General features: G+C 62.9%; 27 protein-coding genes and 1 pseudogene. 8 read left to right on the top strand and 20 right to left on the bottom strand.

Features of this window, described 5'->3' with window-relative positions; all coding sequences use genetic code 11:
* Positions 1–38 precede the first annotated feature (38 nt).
* The 4 genes from ABIE40_RS25460 to bcoG form a co-directional block, all read right to left on the bottom strand.
* Positions 39–1,628: an ABC transporter substrate-binding protein gene (locus tag ABIE40_RS25460; protein ID WP_199625248.1), complete on the bottom strand. Its 1,590-nt coding sequence runs from the start codon at positions 1,626–1,628 to the stop codon at positions 39–41.
* 115 nt (positions 1,629–1,743) lie between these two features.
* Positions 1,744–1,959 (bottom strand): hypothetical protein, encoded by a 216-nt coding sequence (locus ABIE40_RS25455; RefSeq protein WP_199625247.1) that lies wholly within the window; start codon positions 1,957–1,959, stop codon positions 1,744–1,746.
* Between the two features lie 377 nt (positions 1,960–2,336).
* Positions 2,337–3,830, bottom strand: coding sequence for a carnitine 3-dehydrogenase (locus ABIE40_RS25450; RefSeq protein ID WP_199625246.1), 1,494 nt, complete (start codon positions 3,828–3,830; stop codon positions 2,337–2,339).
* 7 nt (positions 3,831–3,837) lie between these two features.
* Positions 3,838–4,740, bottom strand: a complete 903-nt coding sequence (bcoG, locus tag ABIE40_RS25445) for a 3-dehydrocarnitine:acetyl-CoA trimethylamine transferase BcoG (RefSeq protein WP_199625245.1) — start codon at positions 4,738–4,740, stop codon at positions 3,838–3,840.
* 100 nt (positions 4,741–4,840) lie between these two features.
* Between bcoG and ABIE40_RS25440 the strand changes: the two genes are divergently transcribed.
* A complete protein-coding gene (locus ABIE40_RS25440; RefSeq protein WP_199625244.1) occupies positions 4,841–5,839 on the top strand; it encodes a GlxA family transcriptional regulator in 999 nt (332 codons plus the stop codon).
* Here the strand turns inward: ABIE40_RS25440 and ABIE40_RS25435 are convergent.
* On the bottom strand, positions 5,808–6,683 hold the full coding sequence (locus ABIE40_RS25435) for a LysR family transcriptional regulator (RefSeq protein ID WP_199625243.1): 876 nt from the start codon (positions 6,681–6,683) through the stop codon (positions 5,808–5,810). The genes ABIE40_RS25440 and ABIE40_RS25435 overlap by 32 nt on opposite strands.
* 107 nt (positions 6,684–6,790) lie before the next feature.
* Here ABIE40_RS25435 and ABIE40_RS25430 point away from each other — a divergent pair, with 107 nt between their 5' ends.
* The 3 genes from ABIE40_RS25430 to ABIE40_RS25420 all read left to right on the top strand — a co-directional run bounded on the left by ABIE40_RS25430 (position 6,791) and on the right by ABIE40_RS25420 (position 9,644).
* Entirely contained in the window at positions 6,791–7,699 is a 909-nt protein-coding gene (locus tag ABIE40_RS25430) for a DMT family transporter (protein ID WP_199625242.1), read from the top strand.
* Positions 7,700–7,831: 132 nt separating this feature from the next.
* Positions 7,832–8,506 carry a dimethylsulfonioproprionate lyase family protein gene (locus ABIE40_RS25425; RefSeq protein ID WP_130281039.1) on the top strand — a complete coding sequence of 225 codons (675 nt, stop codon included), beginning with the start codon at positions 7,832–7,834 and terminating at the stop codon, positions 8,504–8,506.
* A gap of 181 nt (positions 8,507–8,687) precedes the next feature.
* Positions 8,688–9,644, top strand: coding sequence for a sulfonate ABC transporter substrate-binding protein (locus ABIE40_RS25420; RefSeq protein ID WP_199625241.1), 957 nt, complete (start codon positions 8,688–8,690; stop codon positions 9,642–9,644).
* Positions 9,645–9,650: 6 nt separating this feature from the next.
* Here ABIE40_RS25420 and ABIE40_RS25415 read toward each other — a convergent pair whose 3' ends face one another.
* The 3 genes from ABIE40_RS25415 to ABIE40_RS25405 all read right to left on the bottom strand — a co-directional run bounded on the left by ABIE40_RS25415 (position 9,651) and on the right by ABIE40_RS25405 (position 12,013).
* A complete protein-coding gene (locus ABIE40_RS25415) occupies positions 9,651–10,412 on the bottom strand; it encodes a hypothetical protein (protein ID WP_199625240.1) in 762 nt (253 codons plus the stop codon).
* A gap of 33 nt (positions 10,413–10,445) precedes the next feature.
* Entirely contained in the window at positions 10,446–11,630 is a 1,185-nt protein-coding gene (locus ABIE40_RS25410; RefSeq protein ID WP_199625239.1) for an MFS transporter, read from the bottom strand.
* An 89-nt stretch (positions 11,631–11,719) separates the two neighbouring features.
* Positions 11,720–12,013 (bottom strand): hypothetical protein, encoded by a 294-nt coding sequence (locus ABIE40_RS25405; protein WP_199625238.1) that lies wholly within the window; start codon positions 12,011–12,013, stop codon positions 11,720–11,722.
* Positions 12,014–12,264: 251 nt separating this feature from the next.
* On the opposite strand from ABIE40_RS25405, the gene ABIE40_RS25400 reads away from it, so the two are divergent.
* A complete protein-coding gene (locus ABIE40_RS25400) occupies positions 12,265–12,765 on the top strand; it encodes a Dps family protein (protein WP_246777637.1) in 501 nt (166 codons plus the stop codon).
* Between the two features lie 53 nt (positions 12,766–12,818).
* Here the strand turns inward: ABIE40_RS25400 and ehuA are convergent, their stop codons facing one another.
* The 11 genes from ehuA to ABIE40_RS25345 all read right to left on the bottom strand — a co-directional run bounded on the left by ehuA (position 12,819) and on the right by ABIE40_RS25345 (position 23,041).
* Positions 12,819–13,598, bottom strand: coding sequence for an ectoine/hydroxyectoine ABC transporter ATP-binding protein EhuA (ehuA, locus tag ABIE40_RS25395; protein ID WP_199625237.1), 780 nt, complete (start codon positions 13,596–13,598; stop codon positions 12,819–12,821).
* Positions 13,595–14,287: an ectoine/hydroxyectoine ABC transporter permease subunit EhuD gene (gene ehuD / locus ABIE40_RS25390; RefSeq protein WP_199625236.1), complete on the bottom strand. Its 693-nt coding sequence runs from the start codon at positions 14,285–14,287 to the stop codon at positions 13,595–13,597. Before ehuD ends, ehuA begins: the two co-directional genes overlap by 4 nt.
* Before the next feature lie 12 nt (positions 14,288–14,299).
* Positions 14,300–14,965: an ectoine/hydroxyectoine ABC transporter permease subunit EhuC gene (gene ehuC / locus ABIE40_RS25385; RefSeq protein ID WP_199625235.1), complete on the bottom strand. Its 666-nt coding sequence runs from the start codon at positions 14,963–14,965 to the stop codon at positions 14,300–14,302.
* A 61-nt stretch (positions 14,966–15,026) separates the two neighbouring features.
* On the bottom strand, positions 15,027–15,878 hold the full coding sequence (gene ehuB, locus ABIE40_RS25380) for an ectoine/hydroxyectoine ABC transporter substrate-binding protein EhuB (protein ID WP_199625234.1): 852 nt from the start codon (positions 15,876–15,878) through the stop codon (positions 15,027–15,029).
* 61 nt (positions 15,879–15,939) lie between these two features.
* Complete coding sequence (gene doeB / locus ABIE40_RS25375; protein WP_502944826.1) at positions 15,940–16,953, bottom strand: N(2)-acetyl-L-2,4-diaminobutanoate deacetylase DoeB; 1,014 nt, start codon at positions 16,951–16,953, stop codon at positions 15,940–15,942.
* A 7-nt stretch (positions 16,954–16,960) separates the two neighbouring features.
* Positions 16,961–18,139, bottom strand: coding sequence for an ectoine hydrolase DoeA (gene doeA, locus ABIE40_RS25370; RefSeq protein WP_199625232.1), 1,179 nt, complete (start codon positions 18,137–18,139; stop codon positions 16,961–16,963).
* A complete protein-coding gene (gene eutC / locus ABIE40_RS25365) occupies positions 18,136–19,149 on the bottom strand; it encodes an ectoine utilization protein EutC (protein ID WP_199625231.1) in 1,014 nt (337 codons plus the stop codon). Before eutC ends, doeA begins: the two co-directional genes overlap by 4 nt.
* Complete coding sequence (eutB, locus tag ABIE40_RS25360) at positions 19,146–20,159, bottom strand: hydroxyectoine utilization dehydratase EutB (protein WP_199625230.1); 1,014 nt, start codon at positions 20,157–20,159, stop codon at positions 19,146–19,148. The genes eutC and eutB overlap by 4 nt, the downstream gene beginning before the upstream one ends.
* 69 nt (positions 20,160–20,228) lie before the next feature.
* Positions 20,229–21,677: a MocR-like ectoine utilization transcription factor EhuR gene (gene ehuR / locus ABIE40_RS25355; RefSeq protein ID WP_199625229.1), complete on the bottom strand. Its 1,449-nt coding sequence runs from the start codon at positions 21,675–21,677 to the stop codon at positions 20,229–20,231.
* A 139-nt stretch (positions 21,678–21,816) separates the two neighbouring features.
* Positions 21,817–22,122 (bottom strand): hypothetical protein, encoded by a 306-nt coding sequence (locus tag ABIE40_RS25350; protein WP_112717736.1) that lies wholly within the window; start codon positions 22,120–22,122, stop codon positions 21,817–21,819.
* A 31-nt stretch (positions 22,123–22,153) separates the two neighbouring features.
* Positions 22,154–23,041 (bottom strand): LysR family transcriptional regulator, encoded by an 888-nt coding sequence (locus tag ABIE40_RS25345; protein ID WP_199625228.1) that lies wholly within the window; start codon positions 23,039–23,041, stop codon positions 22,154–22,156.
* A 112-nt stretch (positions 23,042–23,153) separates the two neighbouring features.
* Between ABIE40_RS25345 and ABIE40_RS25340 the strand changes: the two are divergent.
* The 3 genes and pseudogenes from ABIE40_RS25340 (at position 23,154) to ABIE40_RS25330 (ending at position 25,305) form a co-directional block, all read left to right on the top strand.
* Positions 23,154–23,868 (top strand): annotated as a pseudogene (locus ABIE40_RS25340) (SDR family NAD(P)-dependent oxidoreductase).
* On the top strand, positions 23,834–24,205 hold the full coding sequence (locus tag ABIE40_RS25335; RefSeq protein WP_502944818.1) for a tautomerase family protein: 372 nt from the start codon (positions 23,834–23,836) through the stop codon (positions 24,203–24,205). Before ABIE40_RS25340 ends, ABIE40_RS25335 begins: the two are co-directional and overlap by 35 nt.
* Positions 24,206–24,243: 38 nt before the next feature.
* The gene (locus tag ABIE40_RS25330) at positions 24,244–25,305 is read left to right on the top strand and encodes a nitronate monooxygenase (protein WP_199625226.1); all 1,062 of its coding nucleotides are present in this window, start codon (positions 24,244–24,246) and stop codon (positions 25,303–25,305) included.
* A gap of 13 nt (positions 25,306–25,318) precedes the next feature.
* Here the strand turns inward: ABIE40_RS25330 and ABIE40_RS25325 are convergent, their stop codons facing one another.
* Positions 25,319–26,527 (bottom strand): DUF3422 domain-containing protein, encoded by a 1,209-nt coding sequence (locus ABIE40_RS25325; RefSeq protein ID WP_199625225.1) that lies wholly within the window; start codon positions 26,525–26,527, stop codon positions 25,319–25,321.
* Positions 26,528–26,597: the final 70 nt, after the last annotated feature.

Genomic DNA, 26,597 nt, shown 5'->3' with positions numbered 1-26,597 from the left:
CCTGGTTCAGTCAGAGATGGCGGGGAAGCCCCCGGCCGTCAGGCATCGAGCCAGACGCGGGTGGCGACATAGCCGTTCGACATGTCGTTGCCGATATCGTGGACATAACCCTTCACCTGCTTCGAGCAGGCGTTCACGAAATCGTTGAACATCGGCAGGATCAGGCCGCCTTCATCGCGCACCATCATCGCCATGGTGCGGTACATGTCCTTGCGCTTGGTCTCGTCGAGTTCCGAGCGTGCTTCAAGGAGCAGCTTGTCGAAGTCGGGGCGCTTGAACCGCGTGTCGTTCCAGTCGGCCGTCGAGAGATAGGCCGTGGAATACATCTGGTCCTGCGTCGGGCGGCCGCCCCAGTAGGAGGTCGAGAAGGGCTGGACGTTCCAGACGTTGGTCCAGTAGCCGTCGCCAGGTTCGCGCTTGACCTCGATCTCGATGCCCGCCTTCTTGCAGCTTTCCTGGTAGAGAACGGCGGCATCGACGCCGCCCGGGAAGGCGACTTCGGAGGTGCGCAGCAGTACCGAGCCGCTGTGGCCGGACTTCTTGTAATGGAAGGCCGCCTTGTCGGGATCGTAGGCGCGCTGCTCGATCCCTTCGGGGAAGAGGGCGTAGGTATTGTTGATCGGGAAGTCGTTACCAACCTTGCCGTAGCCGCCGAGGATCTTCTTGACCATCGTCTCGCGGTCCATGGCGTATTTCAGGGCAAGCCGCAGGTCGTTATTGTCGAACGGCGCCTTGTCGCAATGCATGATGAAGACGTAGTGGCCGCGGCCCGAGGTCGAAAGAATCTCGACGGTCGGCGCGCGCTTCAGGAGGTCGACGGTCTTCGGATCGACGCGGTTGATATAGTGCACCTGGCCCGAAGAAAGCGCGGCGATACGGGCGGTCGCGTCGTTCATGCCGATGATCTCGATGGAATCGACATAGCCGCGGTCCGAACGCCAGTCGTCGGCATTCTTCTCGAACGTGGCGCGAACGCCGGGCTCGAAGCTCGTGAGCTTATAGGGGCCGGTACCGATGGAGGCGAGCGGATCGTCATTGCCGCCATTCGGCTGGATGACGAGGTGATAGTCCGTCAGCAGCAGCGGCATGTCCGCATTGCCTTCGGTCAGCGTCAGGACGACGTTGCCGCCATCGGCCTTGACGTCCTTGATCGAGCCGAGAACGCCGAGCGCGCCGGATTCCGACTTCTTGTCGGTGTGGCGCTTCAGGGTTGCGACGACGTCGTCAATCGTCAGTTCCTTGCCGTTGTGGAACTTCACGCCCTTGCGGATCTTGAAGGTCCAGGTGGCGGCGTCCTTCGACGGTTCCCAGGATTCGGCCAGCGATGGAACGGCGGCACCGGTCAGCGGATCGGATTCGACCAGCATGTCGCCCCAGCAGCGGCCGACGCAGAACATGAATTGCGAGAGAAACTTCGCCGGGTCCTTGGAGTCGGTGGCAGCGCCACCTTCAAGGCCGAGCTTCAGATGGCCGCCGCGCTTCGGTTCGGCGGCTTCGGCGCTTTCGGTGAAGAGCTTGTCGGCGACGGCAAGCGTCAGGCCGGCAGCCATGGCGCGTCCCAGAAATTCGCGGCGGTTCAGCCCGCCTGCGGTAACGCGGCTTGCGAGATATTTTGTGTAGTCGTTCATTCCCCTGTTCCTTCTTGTCTCGATTGAAGAATTGGCAAGTGGACCGCAGAACCGGTTTCCTCTTCCGGTGCCAGGTCCATGTTCGTTCGGGAAAACGTCGCGGTTGGTGCCGCCCTTATCTTCCTTTCTCGGTTCGACGATTGCGCGTGGGTTTGGGCGCCAGCTTGATGGCGCGGCGATCGGGAATGCCGGCGGTTGTTTTTGTCCGGCTTGTTTCCTGAAGATCGGAATTCTGGGTCAGGATGGCGCCCGCGATGGCGAGACGACAGCGGGCCGCATGCGTTTTGGCTGCGGCGGAGGGCAGGGAAGTCAGCAGCTCAAAGGTGGTCAAGCTACGTCCGTTCAACCTAGGCTACCTCCGCTCTTTCTGCGGGGGAGCCTTCGAGAGCTGCCCCGGCGATGAATATGCATGAGATCGAATTAAGGGCCACTTTGACCGGCCGGGGGGCCGGTGAAACGACATCATATACATCGTCTGCGACATATCGAGCATATGCTCGCCCGAAGGGCGATTTTGCATTGACGGTTACAAGCCGTGCTGAAGTGGAATAGCAAGAGGCTGATCCTGCAGATGAGGATCGGCGCCTATCTCTCTGGTTGTATTGAGTGATTTCTGTGCTGCTGCTGGCCGCCCATTCCGAAGCCCCGCAAGGCACAGCCTTGCGGGGTCTGCTTTCGGAAATGGAGGCCGGCAGCCAGATCATCGTCTCATCCCTGCTTTCTCTGCCCGACATGACGGCCGGCGCCATCCGGGGCGGGGAGCGAGGCGTGGGCTTCGGCGATCGCCTTCGCCTCCGCCAGGATTTCCGGCGGCGCCGGAACAGCCTTACCGGCCTTCGAGTCGACATGCAGCAGCATCTGCTCGCCGGTCGCGAGCACCTCGCCGCTTGCCGCATCGCAGATGCTGTGGAAGACGTGGAGCCGCTTGTCATCGACCGACAGCAGCTGGCAGGTCGCATAGATCGCCTGGCCAAGCTTGGCCTCGCCGAGATGCCGGATATGGGTCTCGACGGTGTAGTAGCTGTGCCCGGCCTCGACATAGGCAAGACCGGCACCGATCAGCCGCAGCAGCGCATCCGTGGTGTCGCCGAAGACCTGCAGGTAGCGGTGTTCGGTCATGTGGCCGTTGTAATCGACCCATGCGGGGCTGACCTTGGTATCGACCAGCCGCAACGGGCCTGAGGTCTTCGGCTGCTCCGCCGGTTTCGCGCCCGCCCAGAGCGAATGCTCGAAGTCCTTCAACAGCTTGCCGGCGCCCCAGCCCTTGCCGCCGTCGCCGGCTTTCAGCCCCTGCAGGATGCCGGTCAGGTTTTCATCGCGAATGCGTTCCAGCTCGCGGATCGACCGGCCCTCGGCCTGATCATCGGACTGCTGGCCGATCTTTTCGACGAGCGCGTCGTCGAGATCGACGACATCGGTGAGCTTCGTCCAGGGCCAGGCGAGGCAGGGGCCGAACTGCGCCAGAAAGTGGCGCATGCCCGCTTCGCCGCCGGCGATCCGGTAGGTCTGGAACAGGCCCATCTGCGCCCAGCGCAGGCCGAAGGAATAGCGGATGACATCGTCGAGCGTCTCGACCGTGCAGATGTCGTCGTGGATCAGCCACAGTGCCTCGCGCCACAACGCTTCCAGAAGACGGTCGCCGACGAAGGCCTCGATTTCCTTGGCGATATGTACGCCCTTCATGCCGATCGGCGGCAGCTTTTCCATCGCCGCCTTGATGGTCGCATGGCTGGTCTTCTCGCCGCCGACGATCTCGACGAGCGGCAGCAGATAGACCGGATTATATGGGTGGGCGACGAAGAGGCGGTCGGGAAACTGCATGTCGCGCTGCAGGTCGGTCGGCAGCAGGCCCGAAGTCGAGGAGCCGATCAGCGCGTCGGGGCGGCAGGCGGCGTCGATCTGGGTCAGCACGTTGCGCTTGAGATCGAGCCTTTCCGGCACACTCTCCTGGATCCAGTCGGCATCGACGACGGCTTCTTCCAGCGTCTTGCAGAAGGTGAGCTTGCCGCGCGGGGGGAGGGGTGCGCCGGTCAGCATCGCGTAGGCGCGCTCGGCATTGGCGATCACCTCGCCGACGATACGGCTCGCTTCCGGATGCGGGTCGAACACGTCGACATCGATACCGGCAAGCAGGAACCTGGCGATCCATCCGCCACCGATGACGCCGCCGCCGACACAGGCTGCCTTGTTGATCTTGATCATGCAGCCCTCAACGCTTCCTGAGCTTCAGTTTTTCACGAACGGCATCAGGCCCGATGATGCGCGCGCCCATGCCTTCAATGACCTGCACGGCCTTCTCGACCAGCTGCGCGTTGGTGGCGAGCAGGCCCTTGCCGGCATAGAGATTGTCTTCGAGGCCGACGCGCACATTGCCGCCGGCAAGCACCGCGGCAGCCGGGTAGGCCAGCGCATTGCGGCCGATCGAAAAGGCCGAGAAGGTCCAGTTCTTCGGCACGTTGTTGACCATCGCCATGAAGGTGTTGAGATCATCCGGCGCACCCCACGGAATGCCCATGCAGAGCTGGATCAGCACCGGATCCTCGATCAGCCCCTCTTCAACGAGCTGCTTTGCGAACCAGAGATGGCCCGTATCGAAGGCCTCGATCTCGGGGCGCACGCCGAGATCGGTCATCTTCTTCGCCATCGCCCGCAGCATCGAGGGCGTGTTGGTCATGACGTAGTCGCCGAGACTGAAATTCATCGTGCCGCAGTCGAGCGTGCAGATCTCCGGCAGGCATTCGGCGATATGGCTGACACGCTCGCTGGCGCCGGCCATGTCGGTTCCGGCGGGGTTAAGCGGCAGCGGCCTTTCGACATCGCCGAAGATCAGGTCGCCGCCCATGCCGGCTGTCAGGTTCAAGACGACATCGACATCGGCGGAGCGAATGCGGTCCGTCACTTCGCGGTAGAGATCGTTGCGGCGGCTGGCGGCGCCCGTCTCCGGATCGCGAACGTGACAGTGAACAACGGCCGCCCCAGCCTTGGCGGCGTCGATCGCGGAATCCGCGATCTGCTTGGGAGTAATGGGAACGTGGCTGGATTTGGAAACCGTGTCACCGGAGCCGGTGACGGCGCAGGTGATGAAGACATCGCGGTTCATCGCAAGAGGCATCGTGTTCTCCCTCGTATTGCACCCATTACGCGGCAATCGGGACGTCCATGCTTTGCATTAACGGAAGCGATTGATACAGTATCGGCAATCTGGAGACTTCATGCTCACTCGCTCGAACGACCGCCTCGATCTCGATCTTCTCGTCCTGCCGGAGACGAACCTCATCCTGCTCGCCTCCGTCATCGAGCCGATGCGCGGCGCAAACCGCATTGCCGGTAGCGAGATCTATCGCTGGCGGCTGCTGACGCCTGATGGCGCCCCGGTGCTGACGACGAGCGGCATTCCGGTGCCCGCCGCCGGGGCATTCAGCGCCGTGCGGGAGGATGCACCGCTCTTCGTTCTCGCGAGCTACAACTGGCGGCAGAGCGCCACGGCCGCGCTGAAAATGCAGCTCTCGCAGGCAGCGCGCCATCGCAGCGTCATCGCTGGCATCGAATCCGGCACATGGCTGCTCGCCGAATCCAGCCTTCTCGATCGTCTAACGGCAACGATCCACTGGGAAGATTTCGAGGATTTTTCGCTGGCTTATCCGCAGGTGAAGGCCGTCAAGGACCGCTTCGTCATCGACGGAAAGCGGCTGACCACGGCAGGGCCGCTGCCGACGGTCGACCTGATGCTCGAGATCATCCGCCAGCGGCAGGGCTATTCGCTGGCGCTCGAGGTCAGCCGTCTGTTCAGCTACGAGCAGGTGTCGTTCCACAACGAAAGCCAGCTTTCGCCCTCTGCCGCGGGCCTCAGCATGCGCGATCCGCGTGTGGCGTCGGCCGTGCGGCTGATGGAAGAGCATATCGAACAGCCGGTGATGCTCAGCCGCATCGCCAAACGCGTCGGCGTCAGCGCCCGTCATCTGCAGGGATTGTTCCAGGAGAGCATCGGCGCGCCGCCGCATGTGCACTATCTGGCGCTGAGGCTGAACGCGGCGCGGCGCAAGGTCATCGAGACCAAGGCTTCCTTTGCCGATATCGCCGCCGCCACCGGCTTCAACTCGGCCTCCGCCTTTGCCCGCAGCTATCGCGCCAGCTTTTCGGAAAGCCCGTCCGACACCCGCAGGCGCCTGCGCCGCCCGGTTACACCAGCGCCTGATAGCCGATCGGCTTGAAGGCGTCGCGCACCATGTCGGCCAGTTCGCGCACAGCTTCGGTCGAGTGATAGGGGTTGCGCCGCAGCACGACCTTGGACGTATCGACCGGCGCAAAGCCGTCATCGGCCGTCAGTTCCCGGCAGCCCGGCGGAATATGGCTGCGCGACAGCGTCGTCACCGCAAGCCCGGCCACGACGGCATTCTGCAGGCCCGAGCTGGTGTCGGCGATGAAGGCGATGCGGTAGCGCCGCCCCATCTGGTCGAGGGATCGCAGGGCGAAATCCCGGCACCAGTTCGAATTCCTGTAGATGGCGATCGGCATCGGGTCGAGATCGTGCAGGCGGTGGACCTGCGACGTCACCCATACGGTCGGATCGATACAGAGAACCTCGCCGCTCGACTGGTTGCCCCAGTCGAAGACGACGGCGAGATCGAGTTCGTCTCGCTCCAGTGCCGCGAGGTTCCGCACGGTGTAATCGCAGGAAACAGTCACCTCGACGGCCGGGTGGCGGACGGCGAATGCCGCAAGCGCTGCCGGCAGTACCGTCTGGCTGTATTCCTCGGGGATGCCGATACGAACGGGGCCGTCCAGCTCCTTGGTGCGGATCGTCGCCGCCGCCTCATCCAGGAGATCGATGACGCGCTGTGCGTAGGGGAGAAGTTGCAGCCCCCAGCGCGTCGGCACGACGCCGCGGGCGCCGCGCTCGAACAGCGTCTCGCCGATCGTTTCCTCGAGCTTCTTGATCTGTGCGCTGACGGCCGATTGCGTCCGGCCGATCGCCTGCGCAGCCGACGAAAAATTCGACGTCTCGACGACGACAAGGAAGGTGCGCAGAAGATCGCTTTCGATGGGTTGACGCATTCTCAAGCCACAAAAAAATCAGATGGCAGCTATCTCAACTATTCGTTTGCTTAATGTCAAGAACGGTAGCAAACAGAGCAAATCAGACCTCTGGTTCGGGAAAACCAATGTCACTCCATACAGACGTCCGCCCGCTCGGCCTGAGCGAGCACGAAAAGGGCGTCATTCTGGTAGTTGCCGCCACGCTGGCTTGGAGCGCGAGCGGCATCTATTCACGGCTTTTATCCATCGACGCATGGACGACGATCGCCTGGCGTTCGCTGTTCGGCGGATTGTTTCTCTTGATACCGAGCTTCTTCCTCGAAGGCGGATTGTCGAGAAAGCAGTGGGCCTCGATCTTTCATCCCTCGGGCATCGCGATGATCGCCTGCCAGACCTTCTGTCAGGCCTGCTTCATCGGCGCGCTCTATACCACGAGCGTTGCCAATGTCGCCGTCATCTATGCGACGGCTCCCTTCATCGCCGCACTCCTCGGCTGGGTGCTACTCAAGGAGCGGGTCGGCGGCCGCACGATGATTGCCGGTGGCGCCTGCCTTCTCGGCGTCATCATCATCGTTGCCTCGTCGATCGGCGGCGGAACCGGCTTCGGCGATCTGCTGGCGCTGGGGATGACCGCCTCCTTCGCGCTGATCATCGTCATCCCGCGCATCAGCCCCGGCGTGCCGAGCCTGCCGCCGACCATCGTCAGCGCCTTCTTGACGCTGGCGATCTTCTCGCCCTTCGGTTCGGTCGGCTCGATCGATGCCTATAACTGGGTGGTGCTGGCCGCCTTCGGTGCCACGAACTTCTCGATTGCGCTGGTCCTGTTCCTGGCCGGTGCCCGGCGCATGCCGCCGGCCGAGGCGGCGCTCATCGGCACGATGGAAATCGTGCTGACGCCCTTCTGGGTCTGGCTGTTCTTCGCCGAGCAGCCGCCGCTCGCGACGCTCCTTGGCGGCGCCGTGATCGTCGCGGCCGTCGTCTGGCATACGGCGGGCGACCTGCGGTCGAGCCGGCGCGCGCCGGCGAAAGGCTGATGCTCCGCAGGAGTTTTCGTCAGCCGTCTTGACCGCGCTTTCGCATTGGTGTTGATCCGATGCCTTCGCGAAACTATTTGCGCTCAGGTTGCGCCGCCTTTGGGTGGCGCGAGGCGCTCCGGAATATACCCGATGTCGAAATCCAAGCTGAGGAGAGATGCCGATCTCCTCTTGCACCGAGGAACCAGAACCGAGGAGGCCTACCCGGCGAGCCGCGCCCGCAGGCCGGCCGAGGTGCAGCGCCTGATCGGCGCGATCGGCAGCCTGATGCTTGCCGATGGCACGCCGATGATGGAAAAATTCGTCGCCGGCAAGATCTTCCACCTGCTGCAGCAGCCGGGCGCGGTCTCGACCCGTCCCGCAACACCGCTGAAGCTGGTGCCGCAACTGCAATTCGCGCTGCGCCAGATCGCGTCCAAGGGCAAGGCCTTCGCCGAGGTGGCGGCCGCCATCAATGACGTCGCCAAGAACCTCGACTGGGTCTCCAGCAAGACCGGCCCCTTCGCCAGCATGAATATCGAGACCGCGCATGCACATGCGATCATCGCCGGTGCATCCGGTCTCGAAGAGCGGGAAGACGTGACGCTCGGCCTGACGATCATGGAGCCCTACAGCCGCTTCCCAGATCACGTGCAGTATCGCGCCCGCGTGTTCCTGGCGCTCTCCGATTGCGAATTCCTCTGCGACGACCGCGGCTGGCAGCAGGCCACGCCGGGCTCCGCTTTCTATAACGAAGCCGGTCACACCGTCGCCATGCGCTGCACCGCCCGTCCGCTCCTGGCGGCCTGGTGCCAGATGGAGCGCTGAACTCTTTCACTGTCGCAAGCCGCACCAGCGGCCGATTTTCGCTGTCCTGAGTATAGGCAACACGGTTCGACAACGCCGCAGGAAAATCAAATTCCTCAGAGCCTATGAGAACAGCATAGTTATTCTAGTAAATCTGTAGACATAAATTACTTTGCTCGACGAGATCTTTCGGAGGGCTATCATGGACATTTCAAGACGCGCTTTTACGGCTGCACTCGCAGGCGCTGCCGCTACCCTGCCATTCATCAAAGCCGGTACGGCCGCCGCAGCCGACAAGGTCGTGCGCATCGGCTATCAGAAATACGGCACGCTGGTGCTCTTGAAGGGGAAGGGCAGCCTGGAGGGCAAGCTGCAGGCGATCGGCTATTCGGTCGAATGGACGGAGTTTCCCGGCGGGCCGCAGCTGCTCGAGGCGCTGAATGCCGGCGCCGTCGATTTCGGCTCCACCGGCGAGACGCCGCCGATCTTCGCCCAAGCGGCCAGCGCGCCGCTGGTCTACGTGGCCCATGAACCGCCCGCGCCGCGCGGCGAAGCGATCCTCGTTGCGAAGGACAGCCCGATCAAGGCGGTTGCCGATCTGAAGGGCAAGAAGGTCGCCTTCAACAAGGGCTCCAACGTCCACTACCTGCTGGTCAAGGCGCTTGAGGAAGCGGGCCTCACCTATGCCGATATCGAGCCCTCCTTCCTCGCCCCGGCCGATGGCCGTGCGGCCTTCGAGCAGGGCGCCGTCGATGCCTGGGTGATATGGGATCCGTTCCAGGCCGCGGCAGAAGAGGCGATCGAAGCGCGCGAGCTCAGAAACGGCGAGGGCATCGTCCCCAACCACCAATTCTATCTCGGCACCAAGACGCTGGTCGACGGCCATGCCGAAGCCGTCGATACGGTCATTGCCGCGATCGCCGAGATCGACGAATGGGCCAAGGCCGACGTTTCCGCCGCCGCCAAGGAACTCTCGCCGCTGGTCGGCATTCCCGAGCCGGTGCTCGTCAAGGCGCTGGAGCGCCAGTCCTATGGCGTGAAGAGCCTCGACGATACCGTCGTGGCCCAGCAGCAGGCGATCGCCGACACCTTCTTCGAACTCCAGCTCATCCCGAAGAAAGTCACGATCGCCGACGCGGTGCGCCGCGCGAAGGCGTGAAGGCTGCTAGTCACAGGTCACCGCGTTCCAGCCTTGGGGGACGCCCTGTTCCTCGCGGACGAACTCGAAATTCTCGAAGTCGGCGGCCATCAGGATGACGTTTCTGTCGGGTTGTCCGTCGCCGCCACGCAGATAGATGCGGCGGCGGGTCGGGAAGACAAGTCCTCCGAACGTTTGGTGATCATAGGAATAGTGAGCGGCGGTCCCGCCGCCCGCGATCTCCACCGAATAGTCCTGACGCCGGATCAGGGCGTTGCTGTCGAAGTAGAGCACTTGTTCGGTGGAATGCGTGACGTAGGAAGCCGGGAACCGGACTTTTATGGCCCGCCAGACTTCGCCGTCCTCGTGCCACGGTTCGATCTCTTCGCAGCTGACGCCATCGGTCAGCAGCGAGAATGGCAGTGTCAGGTAGGTCCACATCGCGTATCCGGCGAAATAGACGAGCTGCGAAGCGCTCCATGGCACATTCGGCGTGAATGACTGGCGTGGATTGTCCAGCCATTCGAGCGTCGCGCCTGCGGCGCTTTCGACGGCAGTCCGGAAGGGTTCGTAGATGCCGATCTGTTCTGGTGCCAGAAATGGATCGAAGGTCGTCTTCTGCAGGCGCGTATCGATTGTCACCCGCGTCGGCCTTTTCGCAAAGGCCTCCTGTCCGCGGGCCTTCAGCGCCAGACCATCCGGCGTCATCGTCGCGGTGATCTTTCGGATGCGCTGCCATCTGTCGAGGCCGCCGTGGGCCTCGATGGAGGATTTGATCAAGTCGAGCATTGTCAGACCTTTCTGTATTGCAGAGGTTTCGCCTCAGGCCGCCTTCTGGCGCTGATCGGGTGCGCTGCGGCTGCGCGAAGCGGCAATCGCCCGGTCGGTGAGCTCGGAGGCAATCAATGCGGCGGCGACCAGACCTGCGGCGACGAAGCCGAGATTTTGGCTGCCGACGATGTCGATGGCCGTTGCGCCGATGATGCCAGCCGCGGTGGTTCCGAGAAAGACCGCAGAGTTGTTGAGGCCGAGCACGATCGGCGCAATCTGCGGCGCGATGCCGACGATGCGGTGCTGCTGCGGCACGGTGCTGCCCCAGCCACAGGCGCCCCATAGCAGGACGGCGGGCACGGCAGTCCAGAGGCTGGCGCCGCTCCACTGCAGAAGCAGGAAGTTCACAAGCACCATACCGAGCATCGTGATCAGCACTTTCCGCGAACCGATCGCGTCGATCAGCCGCCCGGCAAGCAGGTTGGAGACCGTTCCGGCCGCGCCCCAGAGCACCAGAAGCCCGGCGAGGATCGCCGTGTCGCCACCGATCGTGCGGCCGAAGACGATCGAGAAATAGGTGTAGATGGTAAAGGCGGCGCTGAAGAACAGGAAGGTCGTGGTCAGCGCCAGACCGATCCTGGCATCGGCGAGCGGCGCCAGACGTTTGCCGAGCGAGACGGCGGGCGGCATCGGAATATGCGGCAGGAAGACAAGCACGCCGGCGCCTGCGATGGCCGCCAGTGCCGAGACGAAGACCATCGTCCAGTGCCAGTCACCGAGACCGCCGATCAATGTGCCGATCGGCGCGCCAAGGGCGGTCGAGACGGTCATGCCGGTGGCGACGACCGAAAGCGCAAAGCCGCGCTTCTCGGGTGCCACGATCGACGCGGCCGAACCGGTTGCCGTCGGGGCGAACATGGCAGCGCCGAGACCGGCGAGTGCGCGGGTGGCAAGCGCCATTTCGAAATTGGGCGAGAGCGCCGTTGCGAGATTGGCGATGACGAAGATGCCGAGGCCGGCAAGCAGCAGCCTGTTGCGGGGCATATGTGCCGCGGCCGCCGCAATGACAGGCGCCAGAACCGCGATCGTGGCCGCATAGATCGTTGTCATCTGCCCGGCAGCGCCGATGCTGACATTGAAGTCGCGGGCGATTTCAGGCAGCACGCCGGCAACGACGAAACTGTCGGTGCCGAGCGCAAACATGCCAAGGGCAAGAACGAGAAGTCGTCTGTCCATCAAAGAATGATCCGTTTTGAAGATATGTCACGGCAAGGCAGTGGCGCCGGCGGCCAAGTGGGAGAATGGCCGCCGGAACCAGGCTGCAGTTACTTGCCCTGAATGAGCAGGCCGAGCGGCGCCAGCGGGCCGACCGGAATGAACTGGTAGGAAGCAAAGCCGCCGGTCACCAGCGGAAGGCCTTCGACTTCGGCCTTCGCCTGCTCGATGGAATCCACGTTCATCAGGAAGATGACGCCCGGGGCATCCTGGCGGGCCCAGAACTGCTCGATCTTGCCATTGAGATAGTGCTGCAGCGTTGCCGGCACTTCCTTCGGCATGATCTCGCGGCGCTGCTCGTCGGTGACGGGCTTGATGATCGATCCGATAGCTAGAACTTTCATGATTTTTCTCCGCAGAAAGCGTTGAGTTGCGAGAGGGAAACTAGCGATCGGCGGCATCAACCACTATCGGCGTAAACGCCAACTTTAGCATGGTTTACGCCAGAGGTGTCAGTGCTCGGATCGGCATCGGGAGGGGCGCCTGATCTGCTGGCGCTGAGCAGACCGGCCGAAATTTTGTCGCACTTATTGAAGCGAACGGGGCGAGCGGTACCTTGAGCGGAGTTACTTGCTGCTCCACGGAGGGTTAGACAGTGGAAAAACGTCCTGCGCCGTCGCTCAAAACGCCTTCAGACCTGAAATCGAATGCCATCACCGACATATCGGCGGCGATGACCGCGATCCTTGCCGATGTCTTCACTCTGTATTTGAAGACCAAGAACTTCCATTGGCACATGTCCGGCCCGCATTTCCGCGACTATCATCTGATGCTCGATGAGCAGGCCGAGCAGATCTTCGCGATGACCGACGATATCGCCGAGCGGGTCCGCAAGATCGGCGGAACGACGCTGAAGTCGATCGGCCAGGTGTCCCGCCTGCAGCGGCTTTCGGACAATGACGCGGATTACGTGACGCCCGACGACATGCTGGCCGAGCTCAGGGACGACAACAAGCGGCTCGTCGAGATGTTCCGGGAGGTGCACAACCTGACCTCCGAGCATAATGATCACGCAACGACCAGCCTGATCGAGAACTGGATCGACGAGACCGAGAGGCGCGTCTGGTTCCTCTTCGAAACGACACGCACCCGCTAGAAAGATGGTTGCCCAATTTCAAAGGCCCGGAGCTTAGCCTCCGGGCCTTTTCATCAAGCCAGAACCGACGACAGGAATTCCCGCGTGCGCTGTTCGCGCGGTGCGCCGAATATCTCCTCGGGCGCGCCTTGCTCGCAGATTCGGCCCTTGTCGAAGAAGCAGACCCGGTCCGAAACTTCCCGGGCGAAGCGCATTTCATGGGTGACGAGCAGCATGGTCAGGTCGTGCTCGTGCGCCAGGCCGCGGATGACGGAGAGCACTTCACCGACGAGTTGCGGATCAAGCGCTGAGGTCGGCTCGTCAAAGAGAAGCACTCGCGGGCGCATCGCCAGCGCCCGGGCGATCGCCACGCGCTGCTGCTGTCCGCCGGAGAGCTGTGAGGGATAGAAATCCTTCTTGTCGGCAAGCCCGACCATGTCGAGCAGCTGCAGCGCCCGCGCCTCGGCCTCGGCCCGCGCAATGCCGAGCACCCGCAGCGGCGCCTCGACGATATTGCGCAGCACCGTCATATGCGGGAACAGATTGAAGCTCTGGAACACCATGCCGACATGGTTGCGGATCTGGCGCAGATGGCTTTCCGAGGCCTTGAAAGGGCCTTTGCCGTTTGGCTCGTGATAGGACATGTCCTGCAGCGTCAGCTTGCCGTCTTGGAACGGTTCGAGCGTCATTAGGATGCGCAGCACGGTGGACTTTCCCGACCCGGACGGGCCGATCAGCGTCACCTTCTCGCCTTTCCTGACTGTGAAATTGAAGTCGTCGAGTACCGTCAGCGGGCCGAAGCGCTTGGCGACGTTGGAAAATTCGATGATAGGCGGATTGTTGTTCTCGGTCATCGCAAGGGGATTCCTGCTTTCGGAAGGGCTTTCTGGAGGCGGTGGAGACCGGCCGAGCAGATCAGCGTCAGGAGGAGGAAGATCAGGCCGACGAGGGTCAGCGGCACGAGATATTCGAAGGTGCGTTCGCCGATCATGTTGGCAAGGCCCATCATTTCCATGACGGTAACGACGGAAAGGACCGGCGTTTCCTTGATCATGGCGACGAGATAATTGCCCATGGCCGGCACGATCCGTGGGATGGCCTGCGGGATGATGATGTCGCGATAGGCCTGCATGCGCGTCAGATTGAGCGCCGTCGCCGCTTCCCACTGGCCGCGGGCGACGGCCTCGATGCCGCCACGATAGACCTCGGATGTGTAGGCGGCATATTGCAGGCCAAGGGCGATGGCACCGGTGAGGAAGGCCGGAAGCACGACGCCGAAATCGGGCAGCACGTAATAGAGAAAGAAGAGCTGCACCAGAAGCGGCGTGTCGCGCAGGAATTCAACGACGAAGGCAGTCGTCCAGGAGATCGCGATCACGCGACTGCGGCGCAGCAGCGCGAAGACGAGGCCGAGAACGAGCGCGATGGCAAAGCCTGCCGCCGCTGCCTTCAACGTCACCGTCAGGCCGATCAGGATGATCGGCAGGATCGAGCTCGTATAGGTGAGCCAGGTCGTCGTATCCCATTCGTATCCATACATCATGTGAACATATCCTCACGAACGGGGCATCTGCGGGAAGGCGTGGCCGCGCCGCACGAAATGCTCGATCACCCGGATCGCCACCATCAGCACCAGCGACATGGCGAAGTAGCAGAGGAGCGTGATCGAATAGATGCTGGCGCTATCCAGTGTGATGTTGCGGATCGATTGGGCCGCGAAGGTGAGATCGGCAATCGATATCAGCGACACGAGCGACGAGAGCTTGAGCGTCTCGATCGCCAGATTGCCGAAGGCCGGCATCATCTCGACGATCGCCTGCGGCAGCGAGATGCGAAACAGCGTCTGGAAGCGGCTGAAATTCAGGGCGCGCGCAGCTTCCAGCTGCTGCACAGACACGGATGACAGCGCCCCGCGCACGATCTCGGCGCCATATCCGCCGGCATGGGCCGCCAGCACCAGGATGCCCGTGGTGATCGGATCGAAGCTCAGGCCGACGAGCGGCAGCGCGTAGTAAAACCAGAAAAGCTGAACGAAGAGCGAGGTGCCGCGGAACACCTCTGTATAACACAGCGCGACAGCCGAGAGGATCGGTCCTCCCTCGACGCGCAGGATGCCAAAAATGAAAGCGAGCACCGCGCCGACGGCAATCGACGCCAGCGTGATCGTCATCGTGATGAATGCACCATGCCAGAGCATTGGCAGGTAGGCTGTCCAGTCCATACGGAAGTCTCCTGATCGTTAGGAGCGGCGCCCGACCGATCGGATCGGGCGCCTTCTGCCGTTACTTGCCGGCGCAGAGGTCGTCGACCTTCTTGTCGGCCGCTGCAGCGATACTCTGTGCGGACAGGCCGTACTTGGTGAGGATCGCCTTGTACTCATCCGTCGTGCGGAACTTGACGAGGGCGGCGTTGAAGGCGTCGCGCAGTTCCTTGTCTTCCGGGCGGAAGGCAAAGCCACCATAATTGCGAACCGGCGCATCCTTGACGATCGGGTCGGTGAACGGCGCGACCTGCTCGACCTGGGCCTGGCCCTTGGCGAGTGCGGCAACGGTCAGTTCGGTCGCCGCATAGGCGTCGGTGCGGCTCTGCACGGTCGGGATAGCATCGGCATTGGCCGGAATGAAGACGATCTGCTCATCCTTGACGCCGACGGCGCGCAGGAAGTCGACATTGTTGGCGCCGGAGACGACGGCCACCGTCAGCGACGGGTCCTTGGCGATGTCGGCATAGGTCTTCAGGCCCTTCGGATTGCCCTTCTTGACGAGCAGGCCTTCGCCATAGGACGAGTTCGGCTCGGTGAAGGCGACCTGCTTGCAACGTTCCGGCGAGATGTTCTGCTCGGCCGCGGCAAAATCGAAGCGCTTGGCTTTCAGGCCCGGGATCAGCGTGCCGAATGGCGTGACCGTCCAGTTGATCTCTTCGATCCCCATGGATTTCAGCACGGCGCTGGCGACATCGGGACCGATGCCGGCAGAGGTGCCATCGGGCTGCATGTAGGAATAGGGGACTTCATTGGCGGTCGCAGCGCGGATGTAACGCTGCTGCTTGACCTCCTCGAGTGTCAGTGCGCTGGCAGACGTTACGCCCAGCATCAGTGCAAGGCCGGAAAGGCCGGCGATTGTCTTGATTGGCATGCGAATTCTCCTCTGGTTAGGGTTTTGCTGTCCGTTTTCGGATCTCGCGGGTTCTCTACGGTTAGGTCTCCTCCGTGATCGTGGCGATCACGGAAAGGCAGTCGCCGGCCTTGATCAGGCCGGGTACGTGGCGCGCCGCGAGCACGCCATCCATGGCGGCGCGGTATTCGATTGGCGCAATGCCGGTTTTGCCGACGGGGTAGACACGGGCGATGATCTCGCCTGTCCTGACCGCATCGCCGAGATCGGCGGCAAAGGCGATCAGTCCCTCATCCTGCGCAAAGGTGAAGCAATCGCTCGATGGCATATCCAACCAACGAGTGGGCGCTGCATTCGGTTCACCCGAAAGGATTCCCGCATGCCGCAGCAGATTGAGGCTGCCTTTGCGGGCAATCTCGATCGACCGCGCCGTCGCAGTACCCGCACCGCCGAGTTCGGTGGTGACGAAGACCTTGCCCATCTCCTCGACAGTTGTGTCGAGCATGCCGACCGCATCGATCTCCAGCATCTTCATCGAGAAGGGGGCGGCGAAGGCGGCGACGGCATCGAAGCAGCGCGCTTCCTGATCCTTGTCCGGCAGTTCGTGGGCTGCGGCATAGGGCAGGAAATCCAGTGTCCTGCCACCGGAGTGGAAGTCGAGGACGATATCGGCGAGCGGTATGAGATGACGCGTGACGTAGTCGGCGATCTTCTCCGTCACCGTGCCATCCGGACGGCCCGGAAAGCTGCGGTTCAGATTGCCCCGGTCGATCGGCGAGGTCCGTGTGCCGGCACGAAACGCGGGATAATTGAGCGCCGGAACGATGATGACGCGTCCGTTGATCGCGGCGGGATCAAGCGTCTGCGCCAGTTCGAAAAGTGCCGCCGGCCCCTCATATTCGTCGCCATGGTTTGCCCCGGTCAGGAGCGCGGTCGGGCCTTCGCCATTGGCAATGACGCAGATCGGGATCATCACCGAGCCCCAGGCGCTGTCATCGCGGCTATAGGGCAGGCGCAGATGTCCGTGCTGCACGCCCTTCGCGTCGAAATCGACGGAAGGGGTGATTGGCGAGGGACGGAGCGCGGCGCTGGTCAGCATTGCCTCAACCCTTCACAAACAGCTGGCGCGGCACATTCGACAGGCATTCGACGCCGGTCTCGGTAATCGCGATGCTTTCGGTGATTTCCAGTCCCATATCCTCGAGCCAGAGGCCGGTCATGAAGTGGAAGGTCATGCCGGGCTTCAATTCCGTCCGGTCGCCGGGGCGCAGGCTCATGGTGCGCTCGCCCCAATCCGGCGGATAGGAGAGCCCGATCGGATAACCCGTGCGGTTATCCTTGATGATCCCGTATTTTTTCAGCACGGCAAAGAAGGCATTGGCGATGTCCTCGCAGGTGTTGCCCGGCTTGGCCGCGGCAAGCCCGGCTTCCATGCCTTCGAGGGTCGCCTTCTCGGCGTCGAGAAAGGGCTGCGTCGGCTTGCCGAGAGAGACGGTGCGCGACAGCGGGCAATGATAGCGCTTGTAGGCGCCGGCGATCTCGAAGAACGTGCCCTCGCCAATACGCATCGGCTTGTCGTCCCAGGTGAGGTGGGGCGCCGAAGCGTCGGCGCCCGACGGCAGAAGCGGTACGATTGCCGGGTAATCGCCGCCGAACTCCGGCGTTCCCCTGATGCCCGCATCGTAGATCTCGGCCACGAGATCGCATTTGCGCATGCCCGGCTCGACGACCTCGACGATGCGCTTGTGCATCAGCTCGACGATCTTGCCGGCCTTGCGCATATAGTCGAGTTCGGTCGGGCTCTTGACGGCGCGCTGCCAGTTAACGAGGCCGGCTGCGTCCTTGAAGCGGGCGTTCGGCAGGTTTTTCTGCAGCGAGGCGTAGGCTGCCGCCGAGAAATAATAATTGTCCATCTCGACGCCGACGGTCAGCCCCGACCATTTGCGCTCGTCGATGATCTGCGAGAGCAGATCCATCGGGTGGCGCTCGGTCGACTGCACATAGTGGTCCGGGTAGCCGATGATGTTGTCGTGGTGCAGGTACGCGGTGCGCTTGGCGCCATTGGCATCCTGCTTGCGGCCGTACCAGATCGGCTCGCCTGATGGCGGCACCAGAACGCATTGATGCACATAGAAGGACCAGCCATCGTAGCCGGTGAGCCAGTGCATGTTGGACGGGTCGGTGACGACAAGCAGATCGATCCCGGCCTTCTCCATGGCATGACGGGTCTTGGACAGGCGCTCGGCATATTCCTCACGCGTAAAGTTCAGCGTCACGCTCACGCGGCATCTCCCATTTCTCTTTTGTTTTCGATTGTCTGACCGCTGCCTGCCGCTATTGCGCGGCTGACGGCCAGATTGGCGATCGCAGTGTCCTGCACGCCGGTCCCGGTCAGGTCGGCAAAGGTTGTGTCCCCGGCGCTGACGCGACCCTTCGCCGTACCGGCGATCACCGCACCGAGCTCGGCGAATTGCTGTTCCGGCGTTGCGGCGCCTGCCCTGATGGCGTGGTGCAGTTCGCCGAGAATGCGCGTCTGCGACAGGCGGTCGGCAATGTAGGTGGCGCGGGCGAAAACGGCCGGATCGATCTCGTTCTTGTGTTCGGAGTCCGATCCCATCGCGGTCAGGTGCTGGCCAGGTTCCAGCCAATCGGCCATCAGGATGGGCTTTTCGGCCGGTGTCGTCGTGACGACAATGTCGCTGCCGCGTATCGCCTCGCGCGGATCGGAGAAGGCGGTAACGTCGATGCCTAATTGCCGCGCGCATTCGGCCGCGAGCTTTTCTGCCTTTGCATGATCGCGCGCCCAGATGCGCGCCGATTTGATCGGGCGCACCAGCATCAGTGCCGAGAGCTGCAGCTGCGCCTGCATGCCGGCGCCGAAGATCGTGGCGACGGACGCCTCGTTGCGCGACAGATGCCGGGCGGCGACCGCGCCGGCTGCGGCGGTGCGCACGTCGGTCAGATAGCCGTTGTCGAGAAGCAGGGCTTCGACGAGCCCCGTCTTGGCACTGAACAGGATCATCAGCCCGTTGAGGCTCGGCAGGCCGAGCTTCGGATTGTCGAAGAAGCCGGGGCTGACCTTGATCGCGAAGCCATCGAAACCCGGCGCATAGGCCGTCTTGACGTCGACTTCACCGCGGAATTCAGGAATGTCGAGCCGCAGGATCGGCGGCATCGCCACCGGCTGCGTCGCCAGCGCCAGGAAGGCCTGCTCGACGCAGTCGACGGCCGAGATATCAAGGCTGACGGCGGCGCGCAGGTCTCTTTCCGTCAGGATGCGGATGCGGCTCATGCAGCACCTCCCTCGATAATGTGCCGGTGAACCCTGGCGTCGATATTGCCGCCCGATAGGATGACGGCCGTGGGGCCGGTGAGCTCCACCTTGCCCGCGAGAATGGCGGCAATGCCGACCGCTCCGGCGCCCTCGACGATCTCGCCTTCTTCATGCGAGGCATGACGGATTCCCGCGGCGATCTCCTCCTCCGTCAGCAGCACGATCTCATCGAGCAGATCGCGGCACAGCGGGAAAGTCACACGGTTTGAAAGGCCGATGCCGCCGCCGAGTGAATCCGCCAGCGTCTCCTCTTCGCGGACCGCAACGGGCCTGCCGGCGGTAATCGATGCATGCATGGCGGCGCCGCGCTCCATCGAGATGCCGATGATCCGTGCCTGCGGCTTCAGCGCTTTGACCGCGACAGCGATGCCACCAGCCAAGCCGCCGCCGGAAAGGGGGATGAGAACCGTCGCGAGATCAGGCAGGTCCTCGACGATTTCGAGGCCGATCGTGCCCTGACCGGCAACGACGTCAGCATGATCAAACGGCGGGATCGGCGTCAGGCCGCGGCTTTCGACCAGCCGCTCGACCTCATCCTGCGCATCGTCCTGCGAGACGCCGACAATGCGGATTTCCGCGCCGAGCGCCCTGATGGCCTCGACCTTGTTGGCTGGTACCAGCGATGACATGCAGACCGTTGCGGGAATGCCGAGCGCCTGCGCGGCATGGGCGACGGCGCGGCCGTGATTGCCGGTCGAGGCGGTGACGAGGCCGCGCTCGCGGACTGCAGGATCGAGCGCGAGAATGGCATTCGTCGCGCCGCGCAGCTTGAAGGCGCCGATCGGCTGATGGGTCTCGAGCTTGAGATGGACAGGCTGGTGCGCCCTCCTGGAAAGGGAAGGAGAGTAAACGAGCGGCGTCCGCGTCACCCGTCCGCGGATGCGATCGGCAGCGCGCTCGATGTCAGCCAGGCTGACCGGCAGCGTCTCGTTTTCTGTTGATCTCGGCTCGCTCTTCATGATTGTCATGTTGAGAGCGAAGTAAAATCATGTCAATTATTATATTGTAATGATTCAATGATTGTCCTGAACTGGACATCAGCCGATGGAGCCGACGTCGTAGACGGGCGGCAGCTGTTCGAACGCCTGGCGCACTGTCGTCAGCGCCTTCCGGAGCGTGGCGTGGCTCATCCGCCCGCCAAGGCAGATCCGGATGCCGCCGCCGTGGGCGGGGCCGGCAATGAAGGGCTCCGATGGTGTGACCGCAACATTCTGATTGGCAAGCGAGCGCACCAGCCCGTCTTCGGTCCAGTGCTGCGGCACTCTCAGCCAGGCGCAGAGCGACAGCGGGTGACTGGAGGCGAAATGGTCGCCGAGAATTTCGGCGGCGATGCCCTGGCGCGTCCGCGCCTCATCGCGCTGTATCGCCAGCAATTCCTGCGCCGTGCCATTCTCGACCCAGCGCGTGGCGATCTCGGCCGTCAGATAGGTGCCGCTCCAGCTGGACACCCGCAGGATAGAGGCAGCGCGGATCGAATAGGCGGGCGGGACGACGAGGTAGCCGACCCGCAGGCCGGTCAGCACCGTCTTGGTGAAGCTTGTGGCGAAGAAGCCGAGATCGGGAAGTAGTTCGGCAATGGAGGGCAGGTCCTCCTCGATCATCGGCCTGTAGACCTCGTCCTCGATGACGAAGATGCCGTAGCGCTGTGCAATCTCGGCGATCGCTCGCCGGCGCTCGGCACCGGCGACGTGGCTCGTCGGGTTGTTGAGCGTCGGAATGAGCACCAGCGCCCTGACGCTGCCGACGGCGCAGGCCGCTTCCAGCGCATCGGGCAAGATACCCTCCGCATCGGTCGGCAATCCCTTCAGGCTGAAGCCGAGGATATTGGAGAGCCCGATGATGCCGTGATCGGTGAGGTTTTCGCACAGCACGACATCGCCGGAGCGGATGATGCAGCTCAGGGCGAGGAAGATGCTGTGCGCTGCTCCGTTGGTAACGAGGATGCGGTCGGCGCCGGCGCTAACACCCATGGACTGCAGCCAGAGCCGGGCCGTTTCGCGATGCCGGTCGAGCCCGGCGATCGGCCGGCAGGGCCGCATGAAGCTCGCAATATCGCTCTCGGCAAGCTCGCGAAAAATCTCGCGGGAAGCATCCTCATGGGCATCGAGATAGACAGCGCGGATGATCGAGAGGTCGAGAACCTCATTCTGGCTGTGATCGAGCATCATCCGACCGGCGCGATCGGTCACGCGCGCCTTGACGAAGGTTCCGCGGCCGATCTCGCCGCTGAGATAACCGAGCCTTTCCGCTTCCTTGTAGGAGAGGCTGACGGTCTGGACCGACAGGCCGAGTTCCCGCGCCAGGTCGCGATGCGTTGGCATCCGGTCCATCGGCTTCAGGATGCCGGAATCGATATCGGCGATGATCCGCTCGGTCAGAGCCGCATGCTTCGTCTCGCCCTTCTGCTTCGCCACGCTCGGCCGCCACACAACCGGCTTTGTCGCAGGAGTCGGATCGGTGGCGAAAGGATTGGCTTGGCGGCGCATAAATTGTCTCGTTTTGATGGGCATAATTTCATGACATTATGCACGCTTCGAGCAAAAAGATGAAGCGCCACGCGCCGCCGATCGCAATCAGCCCGCAAAAACCACTCAAAGCGTTACGCCGCCGCTATCTTTTTGGCTCTCAGATCCCGGAGCCGTCGAGATTCTGTTCGTCCTCGCCTTCCCAGGGTGTGGGCATCGCGGCGCGGCTCACGTCCACCGTTGGAAGCGGCATCCAACACTTCAGTTCCGGTTCGGCATATTCGATGATCTGCCCCGGCGAGGAATCGGATGCCCGCCAGCCCTCGGCGCCAAACCGGTCGCCATTCGACCAATAGGCAAGATCGACCTCGGCAGGCCCCTGTTCGACCGCGCGGATCGTCACCAGGATCCGGCTGCCGTCTCTCGGTGCGCTTGCCATGTGGCGCCAACGGTCTGGTTCGGCCATTTTCTTCCTCCCATGTTGATCTTCGTCAGTCTCACGCCTCGAAAAGCGTTCGCTCCTCAGCAAACTTCCGGGCGATGAAATCGCAGACCGCCCGGATCGGCGTCTCCTTTCGATCCTGGCGCCGTGTGAGCAGCCAGATTTCGCGCGGCGGCGGAACCGGCTCGAGCCGGCAGAGCCTGAGGGAGCGCTCGGCGCGTCCGATATAGTGGGGCAGAAGCGCCAATCCGGCGCCCGATCTGGCGGCGGTTGCCTGCGCGACCTGATTGTTGGCGCGAAACACCAGCCGTTCATTCGGGAACTCCCGGGCAAGCCATGCGGCTTCCGGCAGATAGGAATTCGTCTCGTCAAACCCGATGAATTTCGGCGCAGCACCTTCCTCCACCTCTTGGCAGATGGCCGGCGTGCCGTAGAAGCCGAACGCCATCGGCAGCAGCAGTTTTGCCATCAGGTCTCCATCCTGAGGCCGGCCGAGACGAATGGCAATGTCTGTTTCATGACGCTCAAGGCTCACCGAGCGAAGATCGGTAGCGAGATCGATGTCCAGCCCGGGAAACTGAAGCGGGATTTCGGCCAGGCGCTCCGTAAGGAAACCCTGCGCAAGCGCCGGAGGGGCATTGATGCGAACCAGCCCCCGGGGTGCGCCATCAGTGCCGCCGCGTACCAGCGTCTGAACTGCCGTTTCCATGTCGCTGGCAACCGCGAGCGCCTGCGTGCCCGCTGCTGTCAGGACGTAACCATCCGGCCGTCTCTCGACCAGCTTCTCGCCGAGCGTCGCCTCGAGCGAGCGGATCCGCCGCGCGATGGTCGCGTGATTGACCGACAGGGTGCGGGCCGCCGCCGAGAGGCTGCGATGCCGCCCGAGCGCCAGGAAGACGCGGATATCCTGCCAATCAGGCTCTGTGCGTTTTTTCTCAGCCACTGAGAACCAATAGCCAATTTCACACAAGAAGTCACCAGCCTACCTCTGGTGGGCAAGACAATCAGCCCGCCGGCTGACCGCAGTCAGCGGCCGGACAAGGAAGGAAATCATCATGAGCAGCGAACAGAAAGTCGTCATCGTCACCGGCGCCTCGCAGGGCCTGGGTGCCGGTATCGTCAAGGCCTATCGCGAGGCAGGCTATGCCGTCGTCGCCAATTCCCGCAACATCATGCAATCCGCCGACACCGGCATCGTCGCGGTACCCGGTGATATCGGCGAGCGCGCCGTCGCGCAAACACTCGTCGATACCGCTATCGAGCGCTTTGGCCGCATCGATACGCTGATCAACAATGCCGGCGTCTTCATCGGCAAGCCCTTCGTCGACTATACGACGGACGAGCTCGCCAATGTGCTGAATGTCAATATCGAGGGCTTCTTCCATATCACGCAGCTGGCGCTGCCCCATCTGGAAAAGCATCGCGGCGCGGCATATCGTTCAGATCACCACGACGCTTGTTCATCAGGCTCTCTCCGACGTGCCGTCGGGTCTCGCCCTGCTGACAAAGGGCGGCCTTGATGCTGTCACCCGCGGTCTGGCGATCGAATATGCAAAGCGTGGCGTGCGGGTGAATGCCGTGGCACCCGGCATCATCAAGACGCCGATGCATCCCGCCGAAACCCATGAATTCCTCAAGGGCCTGCATCCGGTCGGCCGCATGGGCGAGATCGGCGATGTCGTCGATGCCGTGCTCTATCTCGAGCGCGCCCGCTTCCTGACCGGCGAAACCATCAATGTCGATGGCGGCCAGCACGCCGGACGCTGGTAACTCACGCTTGCCCGCGTTCTGCGCGGGCAGCTCTCCACGTTCATCAACCGCCGCGTCGGATCAGACGACCGGCATAGCGAAGGTAAGAACCATGCCTTATGTGAATATCAAGGTGACGCGCGAAGGAACGACGCCGGGCGCGCAGGCTACGACGCCTGAGCAGAAGAAGAAGCTGATCAAGGGCGTCAGCGATCTGCTTTTCGAAGTGATGGGCAAGCCGCATGCTTCGACATTTGTCGTCATCGACGAGGTCGAATTGGAAAACTGGGGCGTCGGCGGGGTGACCACTCCGGAATTTCGCCGGAAGCAGGCTGAACAAGACGCCAAATCCGAATAGGGTTGCCGGCGGGCGCCAGAGAAAAGGAAGTCGTGACCATGGAATCCCGGAAAGACAGCCGCATCACCGATCTCTTCGGCATAGATCTCCCGATCATCCAGGCGCCGATGGCGGGAGCCACGACGCCGGAGATGGTGATCGCGACGAGCGAGGCCGGCGGTCTGGGCTCGCTGCCCGGGGCGATGCTGACGATCGAACAGATGCGAAGCGCGCTCGACCAGATCCGCGCCGCGACGCGAAAGCCTGTCAACGTGAACTTCTTCGCGCATGCCGCTCCTGCGCCGGACCCCTCCGCACAGATGCTGTGGCGGGCGGCGCTGTCTGCCTACTACGTCGAGCTCGGTCTCGATCCGGCCGATGCTGTTCCATCGTCCAATCGCGCGCCGTTCGACGCGGCTTTCTGCGAGATTGTCGAGGAGTATCGTCCCGAGGTCGTCAGCTTCCATTTCGGGCTTCCGGGCGACGCGCTGCTTGCAAGGGTGAGGGCGACGAATGCCAGGATCATCGCTTCTGCCACCACGGTAGCCGAGGCGCGCTGGCTCGAAGAGCGGGGCGTCGATGCCGTCATCGCCATGGGATACGAGGCGGGTGGTCATCGCGGCAACTTCCTGAGTATGGATATGGCAACCCAGGTCGGGACTTTCGCGCTCGTCCCGCAGATCGCCGATGCCGTCTCGGTGCCGGTGATCGCCGCTGGCGGCATTGCCGATCAGCGCGGTGTGCGCGCCGCCTTCGAGCTCGGCGCATCCGCCGTCCAGGTGGGCACGGCCTATCTGCTGACACCGGAAGCAAAGGTCACGGAGTTTCACCGCCAGGCGCTGCGCGCCGGGGGCGCGGACAAGACGGCGCTGACCAATGTCTTCACGGGGCGGCCGGCCCGCGGCTTCATGAATCGTCTGATGCGTGAGATCGGCCCGCTCTCGGATATCGCTCCGGCGTTCCCGACAGCCGGTGGCGCCCTGATCCCGTTGCGCACGGCCGCCGAAAAGACGGGCAGCTCCGATTTCTCAAGCATGTGGTCCGGGCAGGCCGCGGGGCTGGCAAAGGAGAGATCCGCTGCCGAGCTCACCCGCTATCTCGCCGCGGCGATCAGGGAGTAGGGCAGTCCGCTCCCTAGTGCTCCGAACTCAATGCATGCTTGACGCGCAGGATCGTCAGGCAGACCGTGCCGATGACGATCGGGATCGAGACCAGCATCACCAAGGGATCGACGTGATATCCCGCATGGTCTGCGGTTTCGAACACGACCTTCAGCAGGCTGAGCAGGTAGTAACTAATCGCGATGATCGAGAAGCCCTCGACGGCGCGCTGGATCTTCACCTGTGTCGCCGCCCGTTCGGCCATGGCCTGGATCTGCACGGCGTTCTGGTGCTCGATCTCCACCTGAATGCGCGTCTGCAGAAGGTCGATCAGGTGGGTGGTCGCCTGTGACAGCTGTTCCAGCCGCAGTGCCGTCGCCTGACAGGTGCGGACGGCGGGCTTGAAGCGGCGCGCCACGAAGGTGCCGTAGCGCTGGAAGCCGGGCACATGGGTTTCGCGCAGCAGCGCGATGCGTTCCTCGACAATAGTCGTGTAGGCGCCGGTGGCGCTGAACCTGTTCCGGGTCTCGGCGGCTGCCGAGATGATCTGCGAGGAGAGTACCGTGATATCGGCCAGCAGTTCCTTGTGTTCGTCTGCCGGGATCAGCAGATTGCGGTTCGTCAGCTCGATCAGCTTCCGGTCATAGGCGCCGATCATCGGGGCCAGACGATGAGCGACCGGCAGGCCGAGCAGAGCCATCGCCCGGTAAGTCTCGATCTCGAAAATGCGCCGGACCATCCGGCCGAGTCGATGAGCGTTCAGATCCCTGTTGAAGAGTAGGATGCGGCTGGAACCATCCTGTCGCACCTTGAAATCGGAGCAGACGAGCGCGGAGCCGCCGCCGATGAAGGAGGCCGCGGTGTCGCCGAAGCCGAACCTAGCCAGATGCGGCGGGAGGTCCTCGGCGGTTTCGTCGACGACTAGGATCGCCACCCGGCAGATCTGTTTTGGCGATGCAATGCCAGTCAGTTCCAGCACCTCGGCATCCGATAGTTCGGAAGCCGGCCATTCGGCGGCGTCGGTTGAGAGCTTGCGAAGCCGCGTCACCGTTACGAATTCGGTGTGGCGCTCGACGCGGACTGCGACATCCGCTTCATTCGACAGGGTGTCGTGAAATCCCATATGGCTCGCCGCACTGCCTTCGCCCGGCATGATGGCGACGTGCTCGACGAAAGCCGGTCCATCGAAATAGATCGACGGGCGTGCGTGTAGTTCTGCATTGAAATCCGACGACGATCCCATCTCTGCTCCATTCCCAAGGTGGGAGGACGCTACAAAGGGAGATTTGAGAAGAAAAGCGGTAACCGCGGCT

The organism is Rhizobium sp. OAE497, from assembly GCF_040546565.1.
Classification (GTDB): Bacteria; Pseudomonadota; Alphaproteobacteria; order Rhizobiales; family Rhizobiaceae; genus Rhizobium.
Note: the sequence above shows the minus strand (reverse complement) of the source record. Positions and strands in the feature narration are given on the sequence as shown.